A 19,888-nucleotide genomic window follows, 5' to 3' on the forward strand; every position below is an offset into this window, starting at 1 on the left:
GGGGTCGCAGACAGCAGGGTCGCCTTTCTTTTGGGTACTTTTCTTTGGCGAAGCAAAGAAAAGTGCCTCGGCCGCCGGGCCGAGACCCGGCCCCGAGAAACAACCCCAAAACAAAACTCCGCCACAGCGCAGAGCCGCAGAGCCGAACGTAACCACCTATCAACTACAAAAACAATAGCAAACTATCCAATGAACCCGCCGGCATACCCCTAAAAATCCCATGCCCAGCCCCACCCCCCGCGCCCCACGCCCCCGCCCCCTCGCGGAAGCCTGGCTCGCCACGCGCGGCTGGCGCCCCTTCCCCTTCCAGCGCGAGGTCTGGCGCGCCCTCGCCCAGGGCCGCAGCGGCCTGCTGCACGCCACCACCGGCGCCGGCAAGACCTACGCCGTCTGGCTCGGCGCCCTGCAGGCCTTCGGCATCCTGCCCAGGAAATCCAAGCAAAACCCCCCAGATGCCGCCGATTCCATTGAAGAGTTTGCTATTAAAAAAGTAGCAAGCAGGAAGCCGCCTCCGCCCGAACCTATCACGGTCCTGTGGCTCACCCCCATGCGCGCGCTAGCCGCCGACACGCTCAAGGCCCTGCGCACGCCGCTGGATGAACTCGCCGCGCGGCAGCACCCGGTGCTGGCCCGCTGGACTTCGGGCGCACGCACCGGCGACACCACCAGCGCCGAGCGCGGCGCGCAGTCGCGGCGGCTGCCCACGGTGCTGGTGACCACGCCCGAGAGCCTGTCGCTGCTGCTCGCACGGGGCGATGCGCGCGAGCTGCTGTCCACCGTGCGGCTCGTGGTGGCCGACGAATGGCACGAGCTGCTGGGCAACAAGCGCGGCGTGCAGGTGCAGCTCGCCCTGGCGCGGCTTGCGGGCTGGAACCCGGGGCTCTGCGTGTGGGGCATGTCAGCCACGCTCGGCAACCTGCCGGAGGCGCGCGAGACCCTGCTGGCCCCGCTGGGCGACGCGGCGGCAGCCGCCGGCGTGCAGGTGCAGGGCCAGGTGGACAAGCGCCTCGTGGTCGATACCCTGCTGCCCGACCATCCCGAGCGGTTCTCGTGGGCCGGGCACCTGGGCCTGCGCATGCTGCCGGCCGTGGTGCGCGAACTGGAGTCCACCACGACCACGCTGGTCTTCGTGAACGTGCGCTCGCAGGCGGAGCTTTGGTACAAGGCCATCCTCGATGCGCGGCCCGACTGGGCGGGCGAGCTGGCGATCCACCACGGCTCGCTGGACCGCGGCGTGCGCGAATGGGTCGAGGCGGGGCTCAAGGAAGGGCGCCTGCGCGCCGTGGTCTGCACGAGCAGCCTCGACCTGGGCGTGGACTTCCTGCCCGTGGAGCGCGTGCTGCAGATCGGCTCGGCCAAGGGCATCGCGCGGCTGCTGCAGCGCGCGGGGCGCTCGGGCCACGCGCCGGGCCGGCCCTCGCGCATCACGCTCGTGCCCACGCACAGCCTGGAGCTGGTCGAGGCGGCCGCCGCGCGCGCCGCCGTGCAGGCCGGCGAGGTGGAGATGCGCGCCAGCCCGCGCAGGCCCGTGGACGTGCTGGTGCAGCACCTCGTCACCGTGGCGCTGGGCGGCGGCTTCGAGCCCGAGGCGCTGTATGCCGAAGTGCGCCGCACCGTGGCCTACCGCGACCTGCCGCGCGCCGTCTGGCAGTGGTGCCTCGACTTCGTGCACCGCGGCGGGCCCTCGCTCGCCATCTATCCCGACTACCAGCGCGTGGCGCCGGACGAGCACGGCATCTGGCGCATGCCGAGCGCCAAGCTCGCGCGCCGCCACCGCTCCAACATCGGCACCATCGTGAGCGATGCCAGCATGGCCGTGCAGGTGCTGCACGGCGCGCGGCTGGGCACGATGGAGGAGAGCTTCCTCTCGCGCCTCTCGCCGGGCGACTGCTTCGTCTTCGCGGGCCAGGTGCTGGAGATGGTGAAGATCGAAGACATGACCGCCTACGTGCGCCGTGCCGCGCGCGGCCGGCCCACCGTGCCGCGCTGGGCCGGCTCGCGCATGCCGCTGTCCACCGTGCTCGCGGACTTCGTCGTGCAGCAGCTCGCGCAGGCGGCCGAAGGGCGCTACGGCACGCCCGAGCTGCGCTGCGTGCGCCCGCTGCTCGACGTGCAGCAGCGCTGGTCGGCCCTGCCCACGCCGGACACGCTGCTGGCCGAGACGCTGCGCACGCGCGAGGGCTGGCACCTTTTTCTCTACCCCTTCGCGGGGCGCCACGCGCACACCGGGCTCGCGAGCCTGTTCGCGTGGCGCGCCGCGCAGGGCGAGGCGGGCACGTTCTCGATCGCCGTGAACGACTACGGGCTGGAGCTGCTCTCGGCCACCGAGCGCGACTGGGCCGCGCTGCTGCCCGAACTGCTGCGCACGCGCGCCACCCCGGCCGGAGCGCCCGAAGCGGGCAGCATCGCGGCCCGCGAAGCCCTGGCAATCCGCAACACCGCGAATGCCGCACGCGCCGAGGCCGAGGATGCGGCCGGCCGCGGCGTGGACGGCGGGGCAGAGGACGTGCAAGAGGCCGGAGCGCATGGTGCGGTGGAGGGCGGTGGCGGCGAGGCCTCCGCAGACGCGGAGCGCCACGCGCTGCTGCACGAGGTGCTGGCCAGCCTCAACGCCACCGAGATGGCGCGCCGGCGCTTCCGCGAGATCGCACGCGTGGCCGGCCTCATCTTCCAGAGCCACCCGGGCGAGCGCCGCAGCGCGCGCCAACTGCAGGCCTCCTCGCAGCTCTTCTTCGAGGTCTTCCGCAAGTACGACGCCGGCAACATGCTGCTGCGCCAGGCCGACGAGGAAGTGCTGAGCCAGGAACTGGACGTGGCCCAGTTGCTCGCGGCCCTGCGCCGCATGCAGGCGCAGGCCCTGGTGGTGAAGCCGCTCGCGCGGCCCAGCCCGTTCGCCTTCCCGCTCATGGTCGAGCGTTTCCGCGAGAAGCTCACCAACGAGGACCTGGCCGACCGCATCGCGCGCATGCTCGCGCAGCTCGACACCGCCGCCGATGCCGGCACCGCGGCCCCCGCCGCGCCGCCCCCGCAGGACGTAGTGCCTCCGGACCCGCCCGCGCGCCCGCCGCGCCGCCGCGCTGCAGCGAAAAAAGGGCCAGGCCAGGACGCCGATCAAGGCACCGCTGCGGCGCCGCCCCCGGCCGAAACCGCCATGCAGCAGGCCGCCGAGGCCGTGCGCCGCACACTGGATTTCTCGCTCACGTCCACCGAAGAGGCCGGCAGCGGCGCGCCGGGCGCGCGACCAGGCCGGCGCCGCGAGCGCAAGCCTTCGCGGCCGCTGCCGAGGCTGTGAGCGGGCTCGGAGAACACACGCCATGGCCGCCGCTTCGCCGCAGCCGGGCCCCGCATTGGGGACAATGGCCCGTCCTTCACCGCACAGCATGAACCTCTCCCATTGACCGGTACATCCGCCACCGCCATCCTCGCCGGCACCGAAGTCCACCTGCTCCCCGAGCGCGCCCTCTGGTGGCCCGAGGGCCATACGCTTTTCATCGCCGATGCGCACTTCGGCAAGGCCGACACCTTCCGCGCTCGCGGCCTGCCGGTGCCTTCGGGCACCACGCGCGAGAACCTCGCACGGCTTTCGGCGTCCATCGCCGCGCAGGGCGCACGGCGGCTCGTGGTGCTGGGCGACTTCCTGCACGCGGCCGAAGCGCGGTCGCCGGCCGTGCTGGCGTCGCTCGCGGCCTGGCGCGCGGCGCACGCGGCGCTGGAGGTGGTGCTGGTGCGCGGCAACCATGACAGCCATGCCGGCGATCCCCCTCCGGAACTGGGCATCGCGATCGTCGACGAGCCCTGGCCGCTCGGGCCCTTCGCGTGCTGCCACCACCCGCAGCGGCACGCATCGCTGCACGTGCTGGCGGGCCACGTGCACCCCGCCGTGGTGCTGCGCGGGGCCGGGCGCGATGCGCTGCGTCTGCCGTCGTTCGTGGTGGACGCGGCCGGCGGTGCGGATGCGGGGATGGCGCTGCTGCCGGCCTTCGGCGAATTCACGGGCGGGCAGACGGTGGCGCCGGCGGATGGCCGGCGGTTCTTCGCCGTGGGCGCAGGGCGGGTGTGGGCGGTGCCCGGGCGGCCTTGAACTCCCGGTGGGCGTGGTGGTTCAGCCGGTCGCCGGCCCGGGCTTCGCTGCGGTACGCGGTGCCGGCGTATCGAGGCCTGCCAGCCGTCGCAGCAACCGGTCTTCCTGCTGCCGCCAGTGCGCTTCGACCAGCCGGGCACGCCCCGCATAGTCCGCCTGCCCTGCCAGGTCCTCGGGAATATCTTCGACGTAGATGGGGTCGGCGTCGCGCAGGGCATGGAGTGCCTGGAACTGCGCCGGATGCAAAGCCTGCATACCGGCACGCCAGGTGGAGTGGCCCATCATGAACTCGCTGCACGTGTCCAGATCGCCCGCTTGCTGGCGCACGGCCTGCTCCAATGCTGCGATATGCCGGGGACTGAGCACACTGACCTGCAGTGCCGTCATACCGGAGACGGTGCCCTCCGGAAGGTCGAGCCGCTTGCGCAGAGCCTCTTTGGCATGCACCAGCGTCTCCAGCGGCTCCCGCGTGAGGTGCTTGCGCAGCCAGGGCTGCAGGTCCGGTCGCTGCAGTTCCTGGTGGATGAAACGCGTGACCTCGCTCTCCAGCAGAGAGAGCCGCAACTGTTGGCCCGCCCAGCGGTGGAACTGCGTTGCGTCCACGCGGCCCGCGCGGATCTCGTCGACCATCTGGTGGTCGCGCACTGCCAGCAGGATCTTCGAAAAGCCTTCCAGGACGTTGTCCCGGCAACTGCCCAATGCCGTCTGTGCGATCAGAAAGACCTGTTCCCGCAAATCGCTGCTGCGGGCAATCGCGTCGATGACGGAGGCGACCTGACCGGCCCGCTGCTCCACGGCGGTGGATGGCCCCTCCGGACCGGGCTCGTGCAAGCGTGCCAGCAGCCGCGCGAAAGCAGGGGCTAGGGGGTCTTCGTCGAATGTGTCCGGGACTGCCGCCGACGCGCGTGGATCATGGGACATCCACCGGGCTATTTCCTGGCTCAATGGCGCCGTCTGGCGCATCAGCTCCTTGGAGAGTTCTTCGTCGACGTCCGCTTCTTCCTCGTCGTCGGATTCCACGTCGTTGCGTTCGAAGGTGACCAATTGGTCCATCAACTGCTGGATGGCCGACGCCGTGGCGGGGTGTGCCGACCTTTCTCGGTCCCACCGCTCCTCCAGTCCATCGCGCAGTTCCGGCTGTGCTCCCAATATGGTCAGCAGGTCTGCGGCCACCCGGAGTACCCGTGGCCCCTGCTCCGGACGGTCGTTCAAGATGTCTAGCAACCGGAAGACCTGCTCTGGACGGGGGGCACCGTGGAGTCCGAATTCTGCCGGGTCGACATAGGGCAGCGTGAGCAGGTCCGGCGCCGACCGCGCGGGAGATGACGGTCCGGAAGTGGGCCGTTGCGGTCGCGGCGATTGCGGCAGGGCTGCGTTGAGGTCGGGCAGTTGCGGCGATTGCGGCAGGGCTGCGTTGAGGTCGGGCAGTTGCGGCGATTGCGGCAGGGCTGCGTTGAGGTCCGGCAAGGGAGGCCGATTGCGGGGAGCCAAGGTGAACGGCACTCCGGAAGCGCGATTCGCGCGAGTGGGGGGGCCGCTCGCCACGGCGGACTGGCTCGGCCCCGGTGGTGTGTTTGCGCGGATCTCTCTTCGGGGGTGCACATTCCGCGCCGGTCCTGCATTGGCGCCGGTGTGTTGCTCGCGTGGCCGTGTGCGGCCGGAATGTCTTATCGGGTCCAAGGATCGCCTTTCCGAGGCACTTCAGGATGCCTGCGTTGCCCCAATGCTGAGATGCCATGGCAGATCGGCCCCGCGGCCATACGCAGAAATCATCTGCCATGCGAAAACAGCGCCGCGGCGCGCTGGCGGTCCTTGGCGGTGGCCGTTTGGCAGGTGTGGGCGATCCGCCGGACCACCGACTTCACCGGTGTGGCTCAGCCAGGAGGCGCCGGCTCGGGCTTCGCTGCGCCACTCGACGATCCGGGATCCTGAGGCGGGCGCGGCGGATGGGGCGGTGGCAGAGCGCCTCCCGCCTGCTCCGCGAGGCTGGCCAGCGCCTGCTGCACCGATGCCTGCCAGTCCTCGTAGACCTTGCGGCCGGCCTGCGCGTAGGCGAATGCGGCCGGGCTTTCGAGGTCGTCCGGGGGATCCATGTCGTGGAAGGGATCTGCGTCCCGGGCTGCCACCAGCGGCTGGAAGATCGCGGGATGCAGCGCCTGCATGCAGGTACGCCAGGTATCGTGTTCGAGCAAGAAATTCTGGAAGGACTGCGGGTCTGCCGCCTCCCGCAGCACCTGGGTGCGCAAAGCCTCGATGTGCTGCGGCTGCAGCACGCTCATGTCGTAGCTCGTCAGATCTTCTGCGGTGTCCTGTGGCAGGCCGAGGGGCCGCTTCAGTTGCGCCTTGGCGTCGGCCAGCGTTTCCAAGGGGTCGCTCTGCAGTCGGTCCCGGTCCCAGGGAGGCAGGTCGGCACCTTGCTGTTGCAACTGGCCGATGAGCTGGCCCGTGGCGGTTTCCAGCAAGGCCAATCTGAATTGTTGGCCCGTCCAGAGATGGAGCTTGCCCTCGTCCATCCTGCCGCTGCGCACGGCTGCCAGCATCTGGCGGTTGCGCACGGCCAGCATGACCTTGGAGAAACCCTCCAGCAGGTTGTCCCGGCAATCGCCCAGGGCGGTCTGCGAGATCAAGAAGACCTCGCGGCGCAGTGCGGTATCCCGCGCCATCGCCATGATGGCGGCCTTCACCTGGGATTCCATCCGTTGTCGTGCCGCCGGCGTGGCTTCCGGCACGGCTTCCTGTTGCAGGCGTTCCAGCAGCCGGGCAAAAGCCGGTGCACATTCTTCATCGTCGAAGACATGGGGGTTTGCGGTGGCGGCCTGGGCGGCATCGCCGAGCCAGGCCTGGATTTGATGGCCCAGCGGTGCGCCCAGCCGTTCCAGGTCTTCCTCGAGGCTGCCGGGATCGTCGTCGAGGCCCGGAGCCTCATCGTCCGAGGACGCCCCGTCGATCTCGAAAACACCGGCGGGATTCAGGATGTGCTCGATCACACGGGCACCGGCGGGGCCGGCCAGTTGAAGGGTGGGCCAGAGGGGCCGCAATACCGCTTCGACCTCGGGCCCTGCCCCTTGGTGCAAGGCCAGGGCTGTCGTCGCCCCCCGGATGCGGGACTCGAGATCCGGGCGCTGCGCGGCCAGCAAGACCAGGGGCAGGAAGTGATCGCGGCTCGGGGGGCCTTGCAGGCCCAGTGCCGCGAGTTCCTGCTCCAGCCGTCCGGGTGCTTCGAGAGCCCAGGCGCTCGGGCCCGGGGTTTCACGAACCGGGCTGCCGGTGCGGGGGCCGTCACTGCTGCCGGCAGCGGTATCTGCAGCCGAGGGGGTGGAAGGGTTTGGCGAGCGGCGCAGTGGCACGGCGGCACGTGGTGGTCGCGCGGGGCTGTTGGCATCGGTCGAGGCAGAGCTTTCTTCGGCGGCGCTTCGGGCCGGGGGGAATCCGGCCAGGCCGGCCCCCGGATGCGCCGTACGGGGGCGCACCCGCCGCGACGGTGAAGCGTCGCTATCGCTATCGGCGCCAGAGCCGGGGCTGCGTGCGCGCACGCTGGCGCGGCTGGAGGGTCTGAGGGGGTCCATGGGGCGTGCTTTCGGGCCGTACGGTCGCAGGCAATGGCTGCCATGCTCGCACGGCTGCGGCAGCGCACGTTCGGTGCGCGCGCAGCGTTTGCCCGCTCCGCGAAGTGCAGGCAAGGCTGTGGCGGCCTGGGCTAACGGTCCTTCGGGAGTGCGTTGCCGCCGAGCACTGGCGCATCGGGCAGCCCGTCCGCCTCGCGCGCGCCCGGCCCGGCCGGGAAATGCTCGGCCAGCAGCGCCGACACCTCCGACAGCGCCTGGGTGAGCCCGTCTTCGTAGCGGCCGTCCCGGAAGGCGCCGCCCATGCCCTCGACCATCGCGCGCCAGGTGTCGGGCGGCACGGTGCGCGCGAGGGCCCGGTCGGCCACGATCTCGATGGCGTGCTCGGCCAGGAGCAGGTAGATGAGCACGCCGTTGTTGTGCTCGGTATCCCACACGCGCAGCTTGCCGAAGAGCGTCACGGCGCGTTCGCGCGCGGCGGCCCCGCGCCAGAGGTAGCTGGTGGGCAGGCCGCCCTCGGCGCAGATGCGGATCTGGCCCGTGTGGCGTGCCTCGCTCGCGGCCACGCGGCGCGCGAGGCGTTCGAGCAGATCGGGCGGCAGCGCGCGGTGCAGGCCGCCCTCGGCCCAGCGGTGGCGCACGAGGCGCGCGATCCGCGCCGGCAGCCCGGGAGGTTGAGGCGGGGCAGGGGAGCGGGGGCTGGAGGGCATGGGGGTGTCCGCAGAAGGAGAAGGTTTCAGGGGGAGGACGGTGAGAGGGGCTTACCAGTCGCCCGAGGCGCCGCCGCCCCCGAAGTCGCCGCCACCGCCCGAGCTGAAGCCGCCGCCATCGCCGCTGCTGCTTCCCCCGCTGCTCCAGCCGCCCATGCCGATGCCGGTGCCCAGGCCCGTGGAGAAACCGTCCCGCAGCCCGCCGCGGCGGCCCGTGGCCACGCCGCGCCCGCCGAAGAGCCATGTGTAGAGGAGTGCCAGCGCGCCCGCGCCCACCGCGAGCAGCAGGCTGGTGGTGAACAGGAAGGCGAACAGCCCGACGGCGCCGCCCATGAGCAGCCCGCCCGCGCGGTTGCCGAAGATGCCGCGCGCCACGGGGCCGCCGACCATCACGCCGAAGAACAGGAAGATCGCGAAGTCGCTCCAGTCCACGCCGCGCTCGCCGCGGGCGCCCTGGGGCTTGGCGGCCGGCACGGGCAGGTTCTCGCCCGCGATGCGCGCGCTGAGCTGGCCGATGGCGGCGTCGAGCCCGCCCGCGAAGTCGCCTTCGCGGAAGCGCGGCTTCATGGCCTCGTCGACGATGCGTGCGGCGGCAATGTCGGGGATGGCGCCTTCCAGCGCCTTGGCCACCTCGATGCGCATGCGGCGGTCGTCCTTCGCGACCACCACGAGCACGCCGTCGCCCACGTCGCGGCGGCCGATCTTCCAGGCATTGCCCACGCGGTTGGCGAAGGCCGCGATGTCCTCCGGCGCCGTGCTGCGCACCATCAGCACGGCGATCTGCGTGCCCTGGCGCTGCTCGATGCCCGCGAGCCGGGCTTCCAGGCGCTCGCGCTCGGCAGCGCCGAGCGTGCCGGTCTCGTCGACCAGGTGGGCCGTGAGCGGCGGCACCGCGCGCTGCGCCCGGGCGGGCGCGGCGCACAACCCGATTGCTATGCAAAAAATAGCAATGAACGACCGGAATACGCCGGCATGGAGCATGGATGGCCTGTGGTCTGTGCGCCGCGGCGGTGGCCGGTCAGCGCGATGCGGCGGGGGCTGCGGGGCGCGAGAAATCCACCGCGGGCGGCGTGCTGATCTGCGCCTCGTTCTGCACGGTGAAGCTCGGCTTGGGGTCGTAGCTGAAGACCTTGGCCGTGAGGTTGGTGGGGAAGCTGCGCGCGAGCACGTTGTATTCCTGCACGGTCTGGATGTAGCGGTTGCGCGCCACGGTGATGCGGTTCTCGGTGCCCTCCAGCGTCACGCGCAGGTCGCGGAAGCCCTGGTTGGCCTGCAGCTGCGGATAGCGCTCGGCCACCACCATGAGCCGCGAGAGCGCCGAGGACAGCTCGCCCTGCGCCTGCTGGAACTTGTTGAACGCCTCGGGGTTGTTGAGCGTCTCCGGCGTCACCTGGATCGAGGTGGCCTTGGCGCGCGCCTCCACCACCTTGGTGAGCGTGTCCTGCTCGAACGCGGCCTCGCCCTTGACGGTGGCGACGATGTTGGGGACGAGGTCGGCGCGGCGCTGGTACTGGTTGAGCACTTCGCTCCAGGCGGCCTTGCTCTGCTCGTCCAGGCGCTGGAAGTCGTTGTAGCCGCAGCCCGAGAGGGCCAGCACGGCGGCGAGGGTGGCGATGAGGCGTTTCATGGTGTGTGCGGTCGCCGGGCGGGGGAGTTGGACCGGGGGCGACGTGCCCCGTCCGCGCCAGCGCCGGGCCATTCTGCCGCAGCCGGACCGTGGCCCGCGTACGACGAAAGCGCATCCGCGGCCGGCGCGCGGACCGGCGGCAGCGCAGAAGGCGGGTGCAGGCGCGGGCCGAATTTCCGACAATGGCGGCTTCTTTCCGCCCGGCCCGAAAGCCGGCCCCACGCCCGGACCTGACCCATGAGCCCACGCACCCCTTACCGCGCCGCCCTGGTGGGCGGCTCCGCCGATGAGACCGAGGCCGCCTTCTACGAGGCACTGCAGGCCGGCGACATCGACCGCTTCATGGCCTGCTGGGCCGAGGAGGACGACATCGTCTGCGTGAACCCCGGCGGCCCCCGGCTGCTGGGCGCGGGGGCCATCCGCGCGGCGTTCGCGGCCATGTTCGCGCACGGCGGGCTGCGGGCCAAGCCCGCGCAGGTGCACCGCGTGCAGGCGCTCGCGAGCGCCGTGCACAGCGTTGTGGAGCACGTCGAGGTGCGCCTGGAGGGCGACGTGCGCGAAGCGCTGGTGCAGTCCACCAATGTCTACCACAAGACCCCGCAGGGCTGGCGCCTGGTGGCCCACCACGCCAGCCCCGGCACCGTGCACGAGGCGGTGGCCGTGGCCGGGCCCGTGCCCCCGGTGCTGCACTGATCTTTCAGCGTTTTCGTGCCCATGCCGCCGGATCCATTCAATAGTTTGCTATGAAATATGTAGCGCCACGGTGGCTGCCCGGCGGGCACCTCCAGACCATCTGGCCGGCCCTGGCCGCGCGGCGCGGGGACGCCGGCCCGCCGGCCTACCGGCGCGAGCGCTGGACGGCGCCGGACGGGGATTTCGTGGACGTGGATTTCCTGGACGGGGGCGGCGCGCCGGCCGCGGGCCCGCGCCCGCTGCTCGTGCTCTTCCACGGGCTGGAGGGCTCCTCGCGCAGCCACTACGCCGAGGCGTTCGCGGGCGTGGCCCGGGCGCGCGGGTGGGATTGCGCGGTGCCGCATTTCCGGGGCTGCAGCGGCGAGATCAACCTGGCGCCGCGTGCCTACCACTCGGGCGACCATGCGGAGATCGACTGGATCCTCGCGCGCATGGCCGCGCGCCAGCGGCCCGGCGGTGCGGGCACGGGGCCGCGGGCGCCGGTCATCGTGGCGGGCGTCTCGCTGGGCGGCAACGCGCTGCTGCGCTGGGCGGCCGAGCACGGCGCCGAGGCCGCGCGCAGCGCCGACGCGGTGGCGGCCATCTGCTCGCCGCTCGACCTGGCCGCGGGCGGGCACGCGATCGGCCGGGGCTTCAACCGGCAGGTCTACACGCGCATGTTCCTGCGCACCATGGTGCCCAAGGCGCTGGCCAAATGGCAGCAGCATCCGGGCCTCTTCGACCGCGAAACCCTGCGCGCCGCGCGCGACCTGCACGCCTTCGACGACGTCTTCACCGCGCCGCTGCACGGCTTCCGCGATGCCGACGACTACTGGCGCCGCGCGTCCGCCCAGCCGCTGCTGGCCGACATCCGCATTCCCGCGCTGGCCGTGAACGCGCGCAACGACCCCTTCGTGCCCGCGGCCAGCCTGCCGCGCGCCCACGAGGTCGGCGCGCACGTCACGCTCTGGCAGCCGCCGCACGGCGGGCACGTGGGCTTCGCGCACGGGCGGCTGCCCGGCCGCGTGCAGGCCATGCCCGAGGCCGTGGCCGACTGGCTCGCGGAACAGGCGGGCCTGCCGCCCGCCGGAGCCGCCGGGGCACCCGCCTACGCCGGCGGCGCCCGGGCCGGCCTAGGATCGCCCCATGGATGACATCGTCAAGCAGGCCATCGCGCGGTGGCCCAACGTCCCCGACTGCTACGGCTGGCTGGGCCTCGACGCGCGCGGCCGCTGGTTCATGCGCGACGACGCCGTGCAGGCGCAGGGCCCCTTCCCGGAGGCGCGCGGCGCGCTGCTGCAGCACGAGAAACTCATCGATTTCATCCACCGCAACTACGAAGCCGACGCGCAGGGCCGCTGGTTCTTCCAGAACGGGCCCCAGCGCGTGTACGTGGAACTGGAGACCACGCCGGTGGTCTGGCGCATCGAAAGCGAAGCGCCGCCGGCCGAGGGCCCGGACACCGCGGCGGCCGGGGATGCCGAACGCTTCGCCATCGTGGCGCACACCGGACGGCGCTCGGCCGTGCAGGAGTGCCTGCTCGACGAGGCCGGGCGCCTCTACCTGTTCGACGGCAGCGTGGTCGGCCTCGTGCACACGCTCGACATGGAGCTGGCCGCGCGCGCGGTGGAGCAGGGCCTGTGGGAGCCGGTGCCCGTGCAGTCGGCCGACCTGCCGCGCCGGTACGGGTACGTGCCGCGGCCCTCGCAGTTCCGGGTGTAGCGCGCCGCGCATTCCCCGGGCGCGCACCGGGTCCACCCGGCCCGGGCTTCTTTTCTTTTCAGCGAGCCGGGCCGTGCCGCCGCGCGCGAGGGGCCCGATCCCCGGTGTGCGGCGGGCATGAAAAAGCCGGTCGCGGGGACCGGCTCGTGCTGCGCGGAAGGGCCGTGGCCCCCGAAGGGCCCGGCCCGCGTGCCGTCACTTGACGGCGTTGGCCATGTATTCGACCGCGGCGCGGATCTCGGCGTCCGAGGCCTGCGTGCCGCCGCGCGGGGGCATGGCGCCCTTGCCCGCGATGGCGATGCGGGTCATGCCGTCGATGCCGTCCTTTAGGCGCTCGGCCCAGGAGGCCTTGTCGCCGAACTTCGGCGCACCGGCCACGCCGGCCGCGTGGCATACCTGGCAGGCCTGCTTGTAGAGGGCTTCACCCGCACCGGCGGCCACGGCTGCGGCGGGGGCCGTCGCGGTGGCGGCCGCAGGGGCTGCGGCGGGCGCAGGAGCCGCCTGGGCCGCGGCGGTCACGGCCGGGGCTGCGGGGGAGGGGGCGCCGGAGGCCGAGCCCGCCTGCGCTTCGGCCGGAGCGGATGCGCCGCCGGCCGCCGGTGCGGCGGGCTCGGGGAACTTGCCGCCGGCCGCATTGGCCATGTAGGCCACGCCGCGCGCGATCTCGGTGTCGTTGAAATCGCCGCCGCCCTGCGGTGCCATGGCGCCCTTGCCGGCCAGTGCGGAATGCACCAGCGCCTCGAAGCCGGTCTGGATGCGCGGACCCCAGGCGGCCGCATCGCCGAGCTTGGGCGCGCCCGCGGCACCGGTGGCGTGGCAGGCGGCGCACTGGCCCTTGAAGACTTCCTCGCCGGGGCGCAGCGGCCGGTTGGCATCGCGCACTTCGACCATGCCCACCTTCTGGATACGCTCGGCCAGCGCCCGTTCGGGGTTGCCTGTGCCCTGTGCCGGCTTGTTGCCCGACGTGACGTAGACCACGAGGCCGATGATGGCGAAGATGGGAACCACGAAGCAGAAAAACACCGTCCATAGCAGCTGGCGGGGGTTCTTGATCGGGCCGGTGTGCGCTTCTTCGTGGGGGGTGTCGCTCATGAGGTGGTCCTCTGTGGAGTGTGTCTGGCGGAACCAGCCGGCGATTATAGGAAGGGCCCCCTGCGCCGGCCGTTAGGGAAAACGGCCAGCCGCAACACCCTTGCGCTGGGTCAAGAAGCGCGCAAGGCCGTCGAGGGCCTTTTTCGGCGCTGCAGGCGGGCGGGTGGGACCGCCCGCCCGGGGGCCGCGGCAGTTTGTTGCCCGCGCCAACAACGAAAAAGGCGCCACGGGGGCGCCTTCGGAAGGAGAGGAGCCGCGGGCGGGCGGCTCAGGAGCGCGGCACCGGCCCGGCTGCGGGCGTTGCGGCGCCGCCATCCTGCGGGGGCGTCCAGCCGCCGCCCAGCACCTTGTAGAGCGTGATCTGGTTCTGCAATTGCAGGAGGCGCGTCTGCACGACCAGTTGCTCGGAGGTGAACAGCGAGCGCTGCGCATCCAGCAGATCAAGGTAGCTGGCCACGCCGTTGCGGTAGCGCAGGTCGGACAGCTCGAAGCGCTTGGCATCGGCCGCGGCCTGGGCGCGCTGCGCGGCGAACTGGTCGCCCAGCGTGGCCTGGCCCGCCAGCGCGTCCGACACCTCGCGGAACGCCGTCTGGATCGACTTCTCGTACTGCGCCACGGCGATGTCGCGGCCCGCGCGCGCCGACTCCAGCGTGGCCTGGTTGCGGCCGGCGTCGAAGATCGGCAGCGCCAGCTGCGGCGCCAGCGAGAACGCCCAGGTGCCGCTCTTGAAGAGGCCCGACAGCTCGTCGCTCACCGTGCCCGCGCTCGCCGTGAGCGAGATGCGCGGGAAGAATGCCGCGCGCGCCGCGCCGATGTTGGCGTTGGCGGCCACGAGCTGCTGCTCGGCCTGGCGGATGTCCGGGCGCCTCCCGAGCAGGTCGGACGGCAGGCCGGCCGGCAGCCCGGGCAGCCCGGGCATCGCGGGCGCGTCGGCCAGGCGCGTGCGGGAATCCAGGGTGGCCCGGATGTCCTGCGGCAGGGGCTGGCCCAGCAGCAGGGCGAGGGCGTTCTCGTCCTGCATGCGCTGGCGCTGCTGCTGCGCGAAGGTGGCGCGTGCGGCCTGGGCCAGGCCCTCGGCCTGGCTGTTGTCGAGTTCGGAGCTGACCCCGTTCTCCAGCCGCAGCCGCGTGAGCTTGACCGATTCCTCGCGGGTCTGCAGCGTGCGGCGCGAGATGTCGAGCAGCTCCTCGTCGGCCAGCAGGTTGAACCAGGCCGCCGCCACGGAGGAGACGAGGCTGATCTGCGTGGAGCGGCGCGCCTCTTCGGTGGCGAAGTACTGCGCGAGCGCCTGCTCCTTCAGCGCCGCGATGCGGCCGAAGAAGTCGATCTCCCAGGCCGAGACGGCAAGCCCCACCTGGTAGTTGTTCACGTAGCTGCCCGTGGTGGTGCTGGGCTGGCGCGAGGCGTTCACGGCGGCGTTCACCGTGGGGAACTGTCCCGCGCGCTGGATCTGGAACTGCGCGCGGGCCTGCTCGATGTTGAGCACGGCCACACGCAGGTCGCGGTTGTTCTCCAGCGACAGCGCGATCAGGCGCTGCAGGCGCGGGTCGGTGAAGTACTCGTGCCAGTCGATGTCGGCCGCCGCCTTGGCGCCTGCGGGGGCCGCCACCCCCGCGGCCGCGTAGGCCTCGGGCACGGGCGCCGCGGGGCGCTCGTAGGTGGGGATGAAGCTGCAGCCGGCCAGCAGCGCGGCCGCTGCCACGGCGGAGAGGAGGAAGGGGCGCGCACGGGGCGCGCGAAGGGTAGCTTGCATGGTGTGGTGCTCCTGCCGGTCGTCTGGGGGGTTATTCCGCGTCCGTGGCATGGCGGTGGAGTTGGGCCTGCTTGGCTTCATGGTCCTGCTGGCGCTTGCTGCCCTTGAAGAACGAGCGCACCAGCACGAAGAACACGGGCACGAACACCACGGCGAGCACCGTGCCGGTGATCATGCCGCCGATCACGCCGGTGCCGATGGCGCGCTGGCTCGCCGAGCTGGCGCCCGAGGCGATGAACAGCGGCACCACGCCCAGCGTGAATGCCAGCGAGGTCATGATGATCGGGCGGAAGCGCAGGTGGGCGGCTTCCAGCGCCGCCTCCAGCACGCTCTTGCCTTCGGCCTGCAGGTCCTTGGCGAACTCCACGATCAGGATGGCGTTCTTGGCCGACAGCCCGATGATGGTCACCAGCCCGATCTGGAAGTACACGTCGTTGGACATGCCCCGCAGCAGCGTGGCGAGCAGCACGCCCAGCACGCCGAGCGGCACCACCAGCATCACCGAGACCGGAATCGTCCAGCTCTCGTAGAGCGCGGCCAGGCACAGGAACACCGCCAGCAGCGAGAACGCGTAGAGGATCATGGCCTGCGAGCCGGCGAGCTTTTCTTCGCGCGACTGGCCCGTCCATTCGAAGCCGAAGCCCGGGGGCAGTTGTCCGGCGAGCTTTTCCATCTCGTTCATCGCGTCGCCCGTGGTGAAGCCCGGGCCCGCGTCGCCGGCGATCTTCATCGACGGATAGCCGTTGTAGCGCACGGTCTGCATGGCGCCCGTGATCCAGCGCGTGGAGGCGAATGCGGACATCGGCACCGTCTGGCCGCGGCTGTTGAGCACCGGCAGGTCGAGCACCGACTCGGGGCGCATGCGCGCCGCGGCGTCGGCCTGCACCACCACCCGCTGCAGCCGGCCCTGGTTCGGGAAGTCGTTGATGTAGGCCGAGCCCAGCGCCGTGGAGAGCGCGTTGCTGATGCTGTCGAAGCCCACGCCCAGCGCATTCGCCTTGTCGCGGTCGATGTCGATCTGCATCTGCGGCGCGTCTTCCATGCCGTCCGGCCGCACGCCTGCGAGCACCTTGCTCTGCGACGCCATGCCCAGCAACTGGTTGCGCGCGTTCATCAGGGCGTCGTGGCCCTGGGCCGCGCGGTCCTGCAGCCGGAAGTTGAAGCCCGTGCCGGTGCCCAGTTCGGGAATCGGCGGCGGGCTCAGCGCGAAGATGAACGCGTCGCGGATGCCCGAGAGCGCGCCGAACGCGCGGCCGGCCACGGCCGAGGCCGAATGCTCCTGGCCCGAGCGCTCGCTCCAGTCCTTCAGGATCACGAAGGCGAGACCGGCGTTCTGGCCCTGGCCCGAGAACGAGAAGCCCGCCACGGTGACGATGTTCTCGACCTCGGGCTGCTTGAGCATGAAGTCCTCGACCTGGCGTAGCACGTCGCTGGTGCGCGACTGCGCGGCGCCCGGGGGCAGCTGCACGTTGGTGATGATGTAGCCCTGGTCTTCGTTCGGCAGGAACGAAGTGGGCAGGCGCGTGTACACCAGCGCGACCGCGCCCAGCAGCACGGCGTAGATGATCATCATGCGGCCGCCGCGGCGCAGCAGCTTGGCCATCCAGCCTTCGTAGCGGTGGGTGGTGCTTTTGAACGACCGGTTGAACCAGCCGAAGAAGCCCTTCTTGTCGGCGTGGTGCTCGGGGTCGATGGGCTTGAGCAGCGTCGCGCAGAGCGCGGGCGTGAGCGACAGCGCCAGGAACGCGGAGAACGCGATCGAGGTGGCCATCGTCGCCGCGAACTGGCGGTAGATGTTGCCGGTGGAGCCGGCGAAGAACGCCAGCGGCACGAACACCGAGATCAGCACCACGGTCACGCCGATCACGGCGCCGGAGATCTGGCCCATGGCCTTGCGCGTGGCCTGCAGCGGCGGCAGGCCTTCCTCGGCCATGATGCGCTCGACGTTCTCGACGACCACGATGGCGTCGTCCACCACGATGCCGATCACCAGCACCATGCCGAACATCGTCAGCACGTTGATCGAGAAGCCCATCGCGAGCAGCGCGCCGAAGGTGCCCAGCAGCGCCACCGGCACCACGATGGTCGGGATGATCGTGTAGCGGAAGTTCTGCAGGAACAGGAACATCACGATGAACACCAGCACGACGGCCTCGATCAGCGTGTGGACCACCTTCTCGATCGACACCGAGACGAACTTGGAGGTGTCGTAGGGCACCACGTAGTTCACGCCCTGCGGGAAGAATTTCTTCAGCTCTTCCAGCTTGGCCTTCACGGCCTTGGCGGTCGCCAGGGCATTGGCGGACGGCGTCGGCTGCACGCCCAGGCCCACGGCCTGCTTTCCGTTCAGGCGGGCGCTCGTGCTGTAGCTCTGCGATCCCAGTTCGATGCGGGCGACGTCGCTCAGGCGCACGGCGGAGCCGTCGGTGTTGGCGCGCAGCACGATCTTGTTGAACTGCTCGATCGACGTGAGCTGGCCCTGCACCACGATGGTGGCGGCCACGGGCTGCCCCGTCTCGGCGGGCAGGTCGCCCAGGTTGCCGGCCGACACCTGCACGTTCTGCGCGCGGATGGCGGCATTCACCTGGTCGAGCGAGAGGTTGAAGCCCTTGAGCTTGGCCGGGTCGACCCAGATGCGCATCGCGCGCTCGGAGCCGAACTGCGTGAGCGTGCCGACGCCGGCCACGCGCTGCAGCTCGGGCACCACGTTGCGCGCCGCGTAGTCGTTCAGCGCCTCGATGCTCACGTCGGGGTTTTCCGTCGTGAGCATGGCGAACATGAGGAAGTTGGAACGCGACTGCTCCACGCGCACGCCCTGCTGCGTCACCGCGCTCGGCAGGCGAGGCGTGGCGCGCGACAGGCGGTTCTGCACGTCCACCTGCGCCAGGTCGGCATTGGTGCCGGGTTCGAAGCTCAGCGTGATCGAACCCGTGCCGTTGGCCTGGCTCGTCGTCTCGACGTAGGCGAGGCCGCTGGCACCGTTCATTTCGCGCTCGATGACCGCGAGCACGCTGTCCTCCAGCGTCTGCGCGTTGGCGCCGGGATAGGCCACCGACACCTGGATGGTCGGCGGCGCCACCGCCGGGTACTGCGCGATCGGCAGCTTGGCGATGGAGATTGCCCCCATCACCATGATGAAGATGGTGATGACCCACGCGAAGATGGGTCTCTCGATGAAGAACTTGGCCATGTGCCGCGCTCCGTGTTCTGAGTGTTACTGCTTCGCGGGAGCGGACGAGGCGGAAGCGGGAGCCTGGGCGGCGGAGGCGCCGCCGGCGGGTGCGGACGCGCCGCCCGCACCCGCGGGTGCGGCACCGGCCGGCTGCCATGCCACGGGCTGGACCACGATGGGGTCGCCGGGCTTGCCGCGCGGCAGCTTCTGGAAGCCGTCCACCATGACCTTCTCGCCGGCCTTCAGGCCATCGAGCACCACCCAGTTCGTTCCCTGCGCGGGGCCGAGCTTGATGGGGCGCGGCGCGAGGTGGTTGTCCGGGCCCACGACCATCACGGTGTCGCCGCGCGCGGAGCGCGTCACGGCCTGCTGCGGCAGCAGCACGCCGTTGCCCACCTGGGCCTGCTCCAGGCGCACGCGCACATAGAGGCCCGGCAGGAGCTGGCGGTCCGGGTTGGGCACTTCGGCGCGCAGCGTGACCTGGCCGCTGGTGGCATCCACCGTCAGGTCGGTGAACAGCAGCTTGCCGGCCTGCGGGTACACGCTGCCGTCCTCCAGCACCACGTTCACCGACGCGGTGCCCTTGGAGGCCTGCTTGTACTTGCCGCTCGCCAGACCGGCCTTGAGCTTCAGCGCATCGGATGCGGACTGCGTGAAGTTGACGTACAGGGGATCGATCTGCTGGATCACGGCGAGCTGGGTCGATTCGCCCTGGCCCACCAGCGCGCCTTCGGTCACGAGGGCGCGGCCGATGCGGCCGGAGATCGGGGCCGTCACGGCGGCATAGCCCAGGTTGATGCGGGCGGTGGTCACCGTGGCCTTGGCCGCGGCGACATTGGCCTCGCCCGTCTTCTGCGACGCGACGGCGTTGTCGTACTCCTGCCGGCTCACGGCATTCACGGCCACCAGGGGCTTGTAGCGCTCGGCCAGGGCCCGGGCCTGCGCCAGGGCGGCCTCGGCCTGGGCGACGCTGGCCTGGGCGTTCTCCAGCGAGGCGCGGTAGGGCGCGTCGTCGATCGCGAAAAGCCGCTGGCCGGCCTTGACGTCGCTGCCTTCGGTGAACAGGCGCTTTTGCAGGATGCCGGCCGCGCGGGCACGGACCTCGGCCACGCGCGAGGCTTCCAGCCGGCCGGGCAGCTCGGTGACCAGGCCCACGTCGCCGGGCGCGACGGTCACCACGCCCACCTGCGGGGGCGGGGGTGCGCCACCGCCCTGCTGGGCCGGCTGCTCGGACTTGCCGCAGGCCGCGAGCGCGGCGGCAGCGATCAGTGCGAAGCAGAAAAGCCCTGCCCGCGAAGCGCGGCGGTGCGGGGCGGCGGAAGCATCGAGATCAACACTCAAGCGGTACATGGAAGTCCTTCCGGATCGGCGCAGGTGGAAAAGGCTGCCCCAGGGTTTGCGAGAGATCAAAACCATGCGGCGGCCCTTGAATTTCGCCGGCATTATACATACAACCATGAATGTATAATTGCCGGTCTGCTGCGCCGCAGGGGATA

14 protein-coding genes are annotated in these 19,888 nt (G+C 71.2%); 5 read left to right on the forward strand and 9 right to left on the reverse strand.

Annotation, left to right across the window (positions count from 1 at the left end; genetic code table 11):
• Nucleotides 1–220 precede the first annotated feature (220 nt).
• Together BM144_RS21200 and pdeM are read left to right on the forward strand one after the other, a co-directional pair.
• Complete coding sequence (locus BM144_RS21200; protein ID WP_092957315.1) at nucleotides 221–3,292, forward strand: ligase-associated DNA damage response DEXH box helicase; 3,072 nt, start codon at nucleotides 221–223, stop codon at nucleotides 3,290–3,292.
• 102 nt (nucleotides 3,293–3,394) lie between these two features.
• Nucleotides 3,395–4,081, forward strand: a complete 687-nt coding sequence (pdeM, locus tag BM144_RS21205) for a ligase-associated DNA damage response endonuclease PdeM (protein ID WP_175526099.1) — start codon at nucleotides 3,395–3,397, stop codon at nucleotides 4,079–4,081.
• 21 nt (nucleotides 4,082–4,102) lie between these two features.
• On the opposite strand, the gene BM144_RS21210 is transcribed toward pdeM, so the two are convergent.
• The 5 genes from BM144_RS21210 to BM144_RS21230 form a co-directional block, all read right to left on the reverse strand.
• Nucleotides 4,103–5,548, reverse strand: coding sequence for an NEL-type E3 ubiquitin ligase domain-containing protein (locus BM144_RS21210; protein ID WP_139225802.1), 1,446 nt, complete (start codon nucleotides 5,546–5,548; stop codon nucleotides 4,103–4,105).
• A 407-nt stretch (nucleotides 5,549–5,955) separates the two neighbouring features.
• Nucleotides 5,956–7,428 (reverse strand): NEL-type E3 ubiquitin ligase domain-containing protein, encoded by a 1,473-nt coding sequence (locus tag BM144_RS21215; protein WP_175526100.1) that lies wholly within the window; start codon nucleotides 7,426–7,428, stop codon nucleotides 5,956–5,958.
• Between the two features lie 350 nt (nucleotides 7,429–7,778).
• Nucleotides 7,779–8,354, reverse strand: coding sequence for a TPM domain-containing protein (locus tag BM144_RS21220; RefSeq protein WP_092957326.1), 576 nt, complete (start codon nucleotides 8,352–8,354; stop codon nucleotides 7,779–7,781).
• A 51-nt stretch (nucleotides 8,355–8,405) separates the two neighbouring features.
• Nucleotides 8,406–9,335 (reverse strand): TPM domain-containing protein, encoded by a 930-nt coding sequence (locus BM144_RS21225; protein WP_092957329.1) that lies wholly within the window; start codon nucleotides 9,333–9,335, stop codon nucleotides 8,406–8,408.
• 37 nt (nucleotides 9,336–9,372) lie between these two features.
• Nucleotides 9,373–9,981 (reverse strand): LemA family protein, encoded by a 609-nt coding sequence (locus BM144_RS21230; protein WP_092957332.1) that lies wholly within the window; start codon nucleotides 9,979–9,981, stop codon nucleotides 9,373–9,375.
• 237 nt (nucleotides 9,982–10,218) lie between these two features.
• Here BM144_RS21230 and BM144_RS21235 point away from each other — a divergent pair, with 237 nt between their 5' ends.
• From BM144_RS21235 to BM144_RS21245, 3 genes are read left to right on the forward strand one after another with little or no spacing between them, the layout of a single operon-like run.
• Nucleotides 10,219–10,674, forward strand: coding sequence for a YybH family protein (locus BM144_RS21235; protein ID WP_092957335.1), 456 nt, complete (start codon nucleotides 10,219–10,221; stop codon nucleotides 10,672–10,674).
• Nucleotides 10,675–10,724: 50 nt separating this feature from the next.
• The gene (locus tag BM144_RS21240) at nucleotides 10,725–11,807 is read left to right on the forward strand and encodes a YheT family hydrolase (RefSeq protein ID WP_092957338.1); all 1,083 of its coding nucleotides are present in this window, start codon (nucleotides 10,725–10,727) and stop codon (nucleotides 11,805–11,807) included.
• Nucleotides 11,800–12,375, forward strand: a complete 576-nt coding sequence (locus BM144_RS21245) for a DUF2946 family protein (RefSeq protein WP_092957341.1) — start codon at nucleotides 11,800–11,802, stop codon at nucleotides 12,373–12,375. The genes BM144_RS21240 and BM144_RS21245 overlap by 8 nt, the downstream gene beginning before the upstream one ends.
• A 195-nt stretch (nucleotides 12,376–12,570) precedes the next feature.
• On the opposite strand, the gene BM144_RS21250 is transcribed toward BM144_RS21245, so the two are convergent.
• The 4 genes from BM144_RS21250 to BM144_RS21265 all read right to left on the reverse strand — a co-directional run bounded on the left by BM144_RS21250 (nucleotide 12,571) and on the right by BM144_RS21265 (nucleotide 19,742).
• Entirely contained in the window at nucleotides 12,571–13,467 is an 897-nt protein-coding gene (locus BM144_RS21250; RefSeq protein ID WP_092957344.1) for a c-type cytochrome, read from the reverse strand.
• A 268-nt stretch (nucleotides 13,468–13,735) separates the two neighbouring features.
• Nucleotides 13,736–15,220, reverse strand: a complete 1,485-nt coding sequence (locus BM144_RS21255) for an efflux transporter outer membrane subunit (RefSeq protein WP_092957347.1) — start codon at nucleotides 15,218–15,220, stop codon at nucleotides 13,736–13,738.
• Nucleotides 15,221–15,251: 31 nt separating this feature from the next.
• On the reverse strand, nucleotides 15,252–18,410 hold the full coding sequence (locus BM144_RS21260) for an efflux RND transporter permease subunit (protein ID WP_092957350.1): 3,159 nt from the start codon (nucleotides 18,408–18,410) through the stop codon (nucleotides 15,252–15,254).
• Between the two features lie 24 nt (nucleotides 18,411–18,434).
• A complete protein-coding gene (locus tag BM144_RS21265) occupies nucleotides 18,435–19,742 on the reverse strand; it encodes an efflux RND transporter periplasmic adaptor subunit (RefSeq protein ID WP_092957353.1) in 1,308 nt (435 codons plus the stop codon).
• Nucleotides 19,743–19,888: the final 146 nt, after the last annotated feature.

It is taken from the genome of Paracidovorax konjaci, from assembly GCF_900112675.1.
GTDB lineage: Bacteria > Pseudomonadota > Gammaproteobacteria > Burkholderiales > Burkholderiaceae_C > Paracidovorax > Paracidovorax konjaci.

Bases quoted from the DNA above. Each gene is read 5' to 3' on its own strand.
- BM144_RS21200 (WP_092957315.1), top strand. From the start codon at position 221: ATGCCCAGCCCCACCCCCCGCGCCCCACGCCCCCGCCCCCTCGCGGAA.
- BM144_RS21220 (WP_092957326.1), bottom strand. From the start codon at position 8,354: ATGCCCTCCAGCCCCCGCTCCCCTGCCCCGCCTCAACCTCCCGGGCTG.
- BM144_RS21225 (WP_092957329.1), bottom strand. From the start codon at position 9,335: ATGCTCCATGCCGGCGTATTCCGGTCGTTCATTGCTATTTTTTGCATA.
- BM144_RS21230 (WP_092957332.1), bottom strand. From the start codon at position 9,981: ATGAAACGCCTCATCGCCACCCTCGCCGCCGTGCTGGCCCTCTCGGGC.
- BM144_RS21235 (WP_092957335.1), top strand. From the start codon at position 10,219: ATGAGCCCACGCACCCCTTACCGCGCCGCCCTGGTGGGCGGCTCCGCC.
- BM144_RS21240 (WP_092957338.1), top strand. From the start codon at position 10,725: ATGAAATATGTAGCGCCACGGTGGCTGCCCGGCGGGCACCTCCAGACC.
- BM144_RS21245 (WP_092957341.1), top strand. From the start codon at position 11,800: ATGGATGACATCGTCAAGCAGGCCATCGCGCGGTGGCCCAACGTCCCC.
- BM144_RS21250 (WP_092957344.1), bottom strand. From the start codon at position 13,467: ATGAGCGACACCCCCCACGAAGAAGCGCACACCGGCCCGATCAAGAAC.
- BM144_RS21255 (WP_092957347.1), bottom strand. From the start codon at position 15,220: ATGCAAGCTACCCTTCGCGCGCCCCGTGCGCGCCCCTTCCTCCTCTCC.
- BM144_RS21260 (WP_092957350.1), bottom strand. From the start codon at position 18,410: ATGGCCAAGTTCTTCATCGAGAGACCCATCTTCGCGTGGGTCATCACC.
- BM144_RS21265 (WP_092957353.1), bottom strand. From the start codon at position 19,742: ATGTACCGCTTGAGTGTTGATCTCGATGCTTCCGCCGCCCCGCACCGC.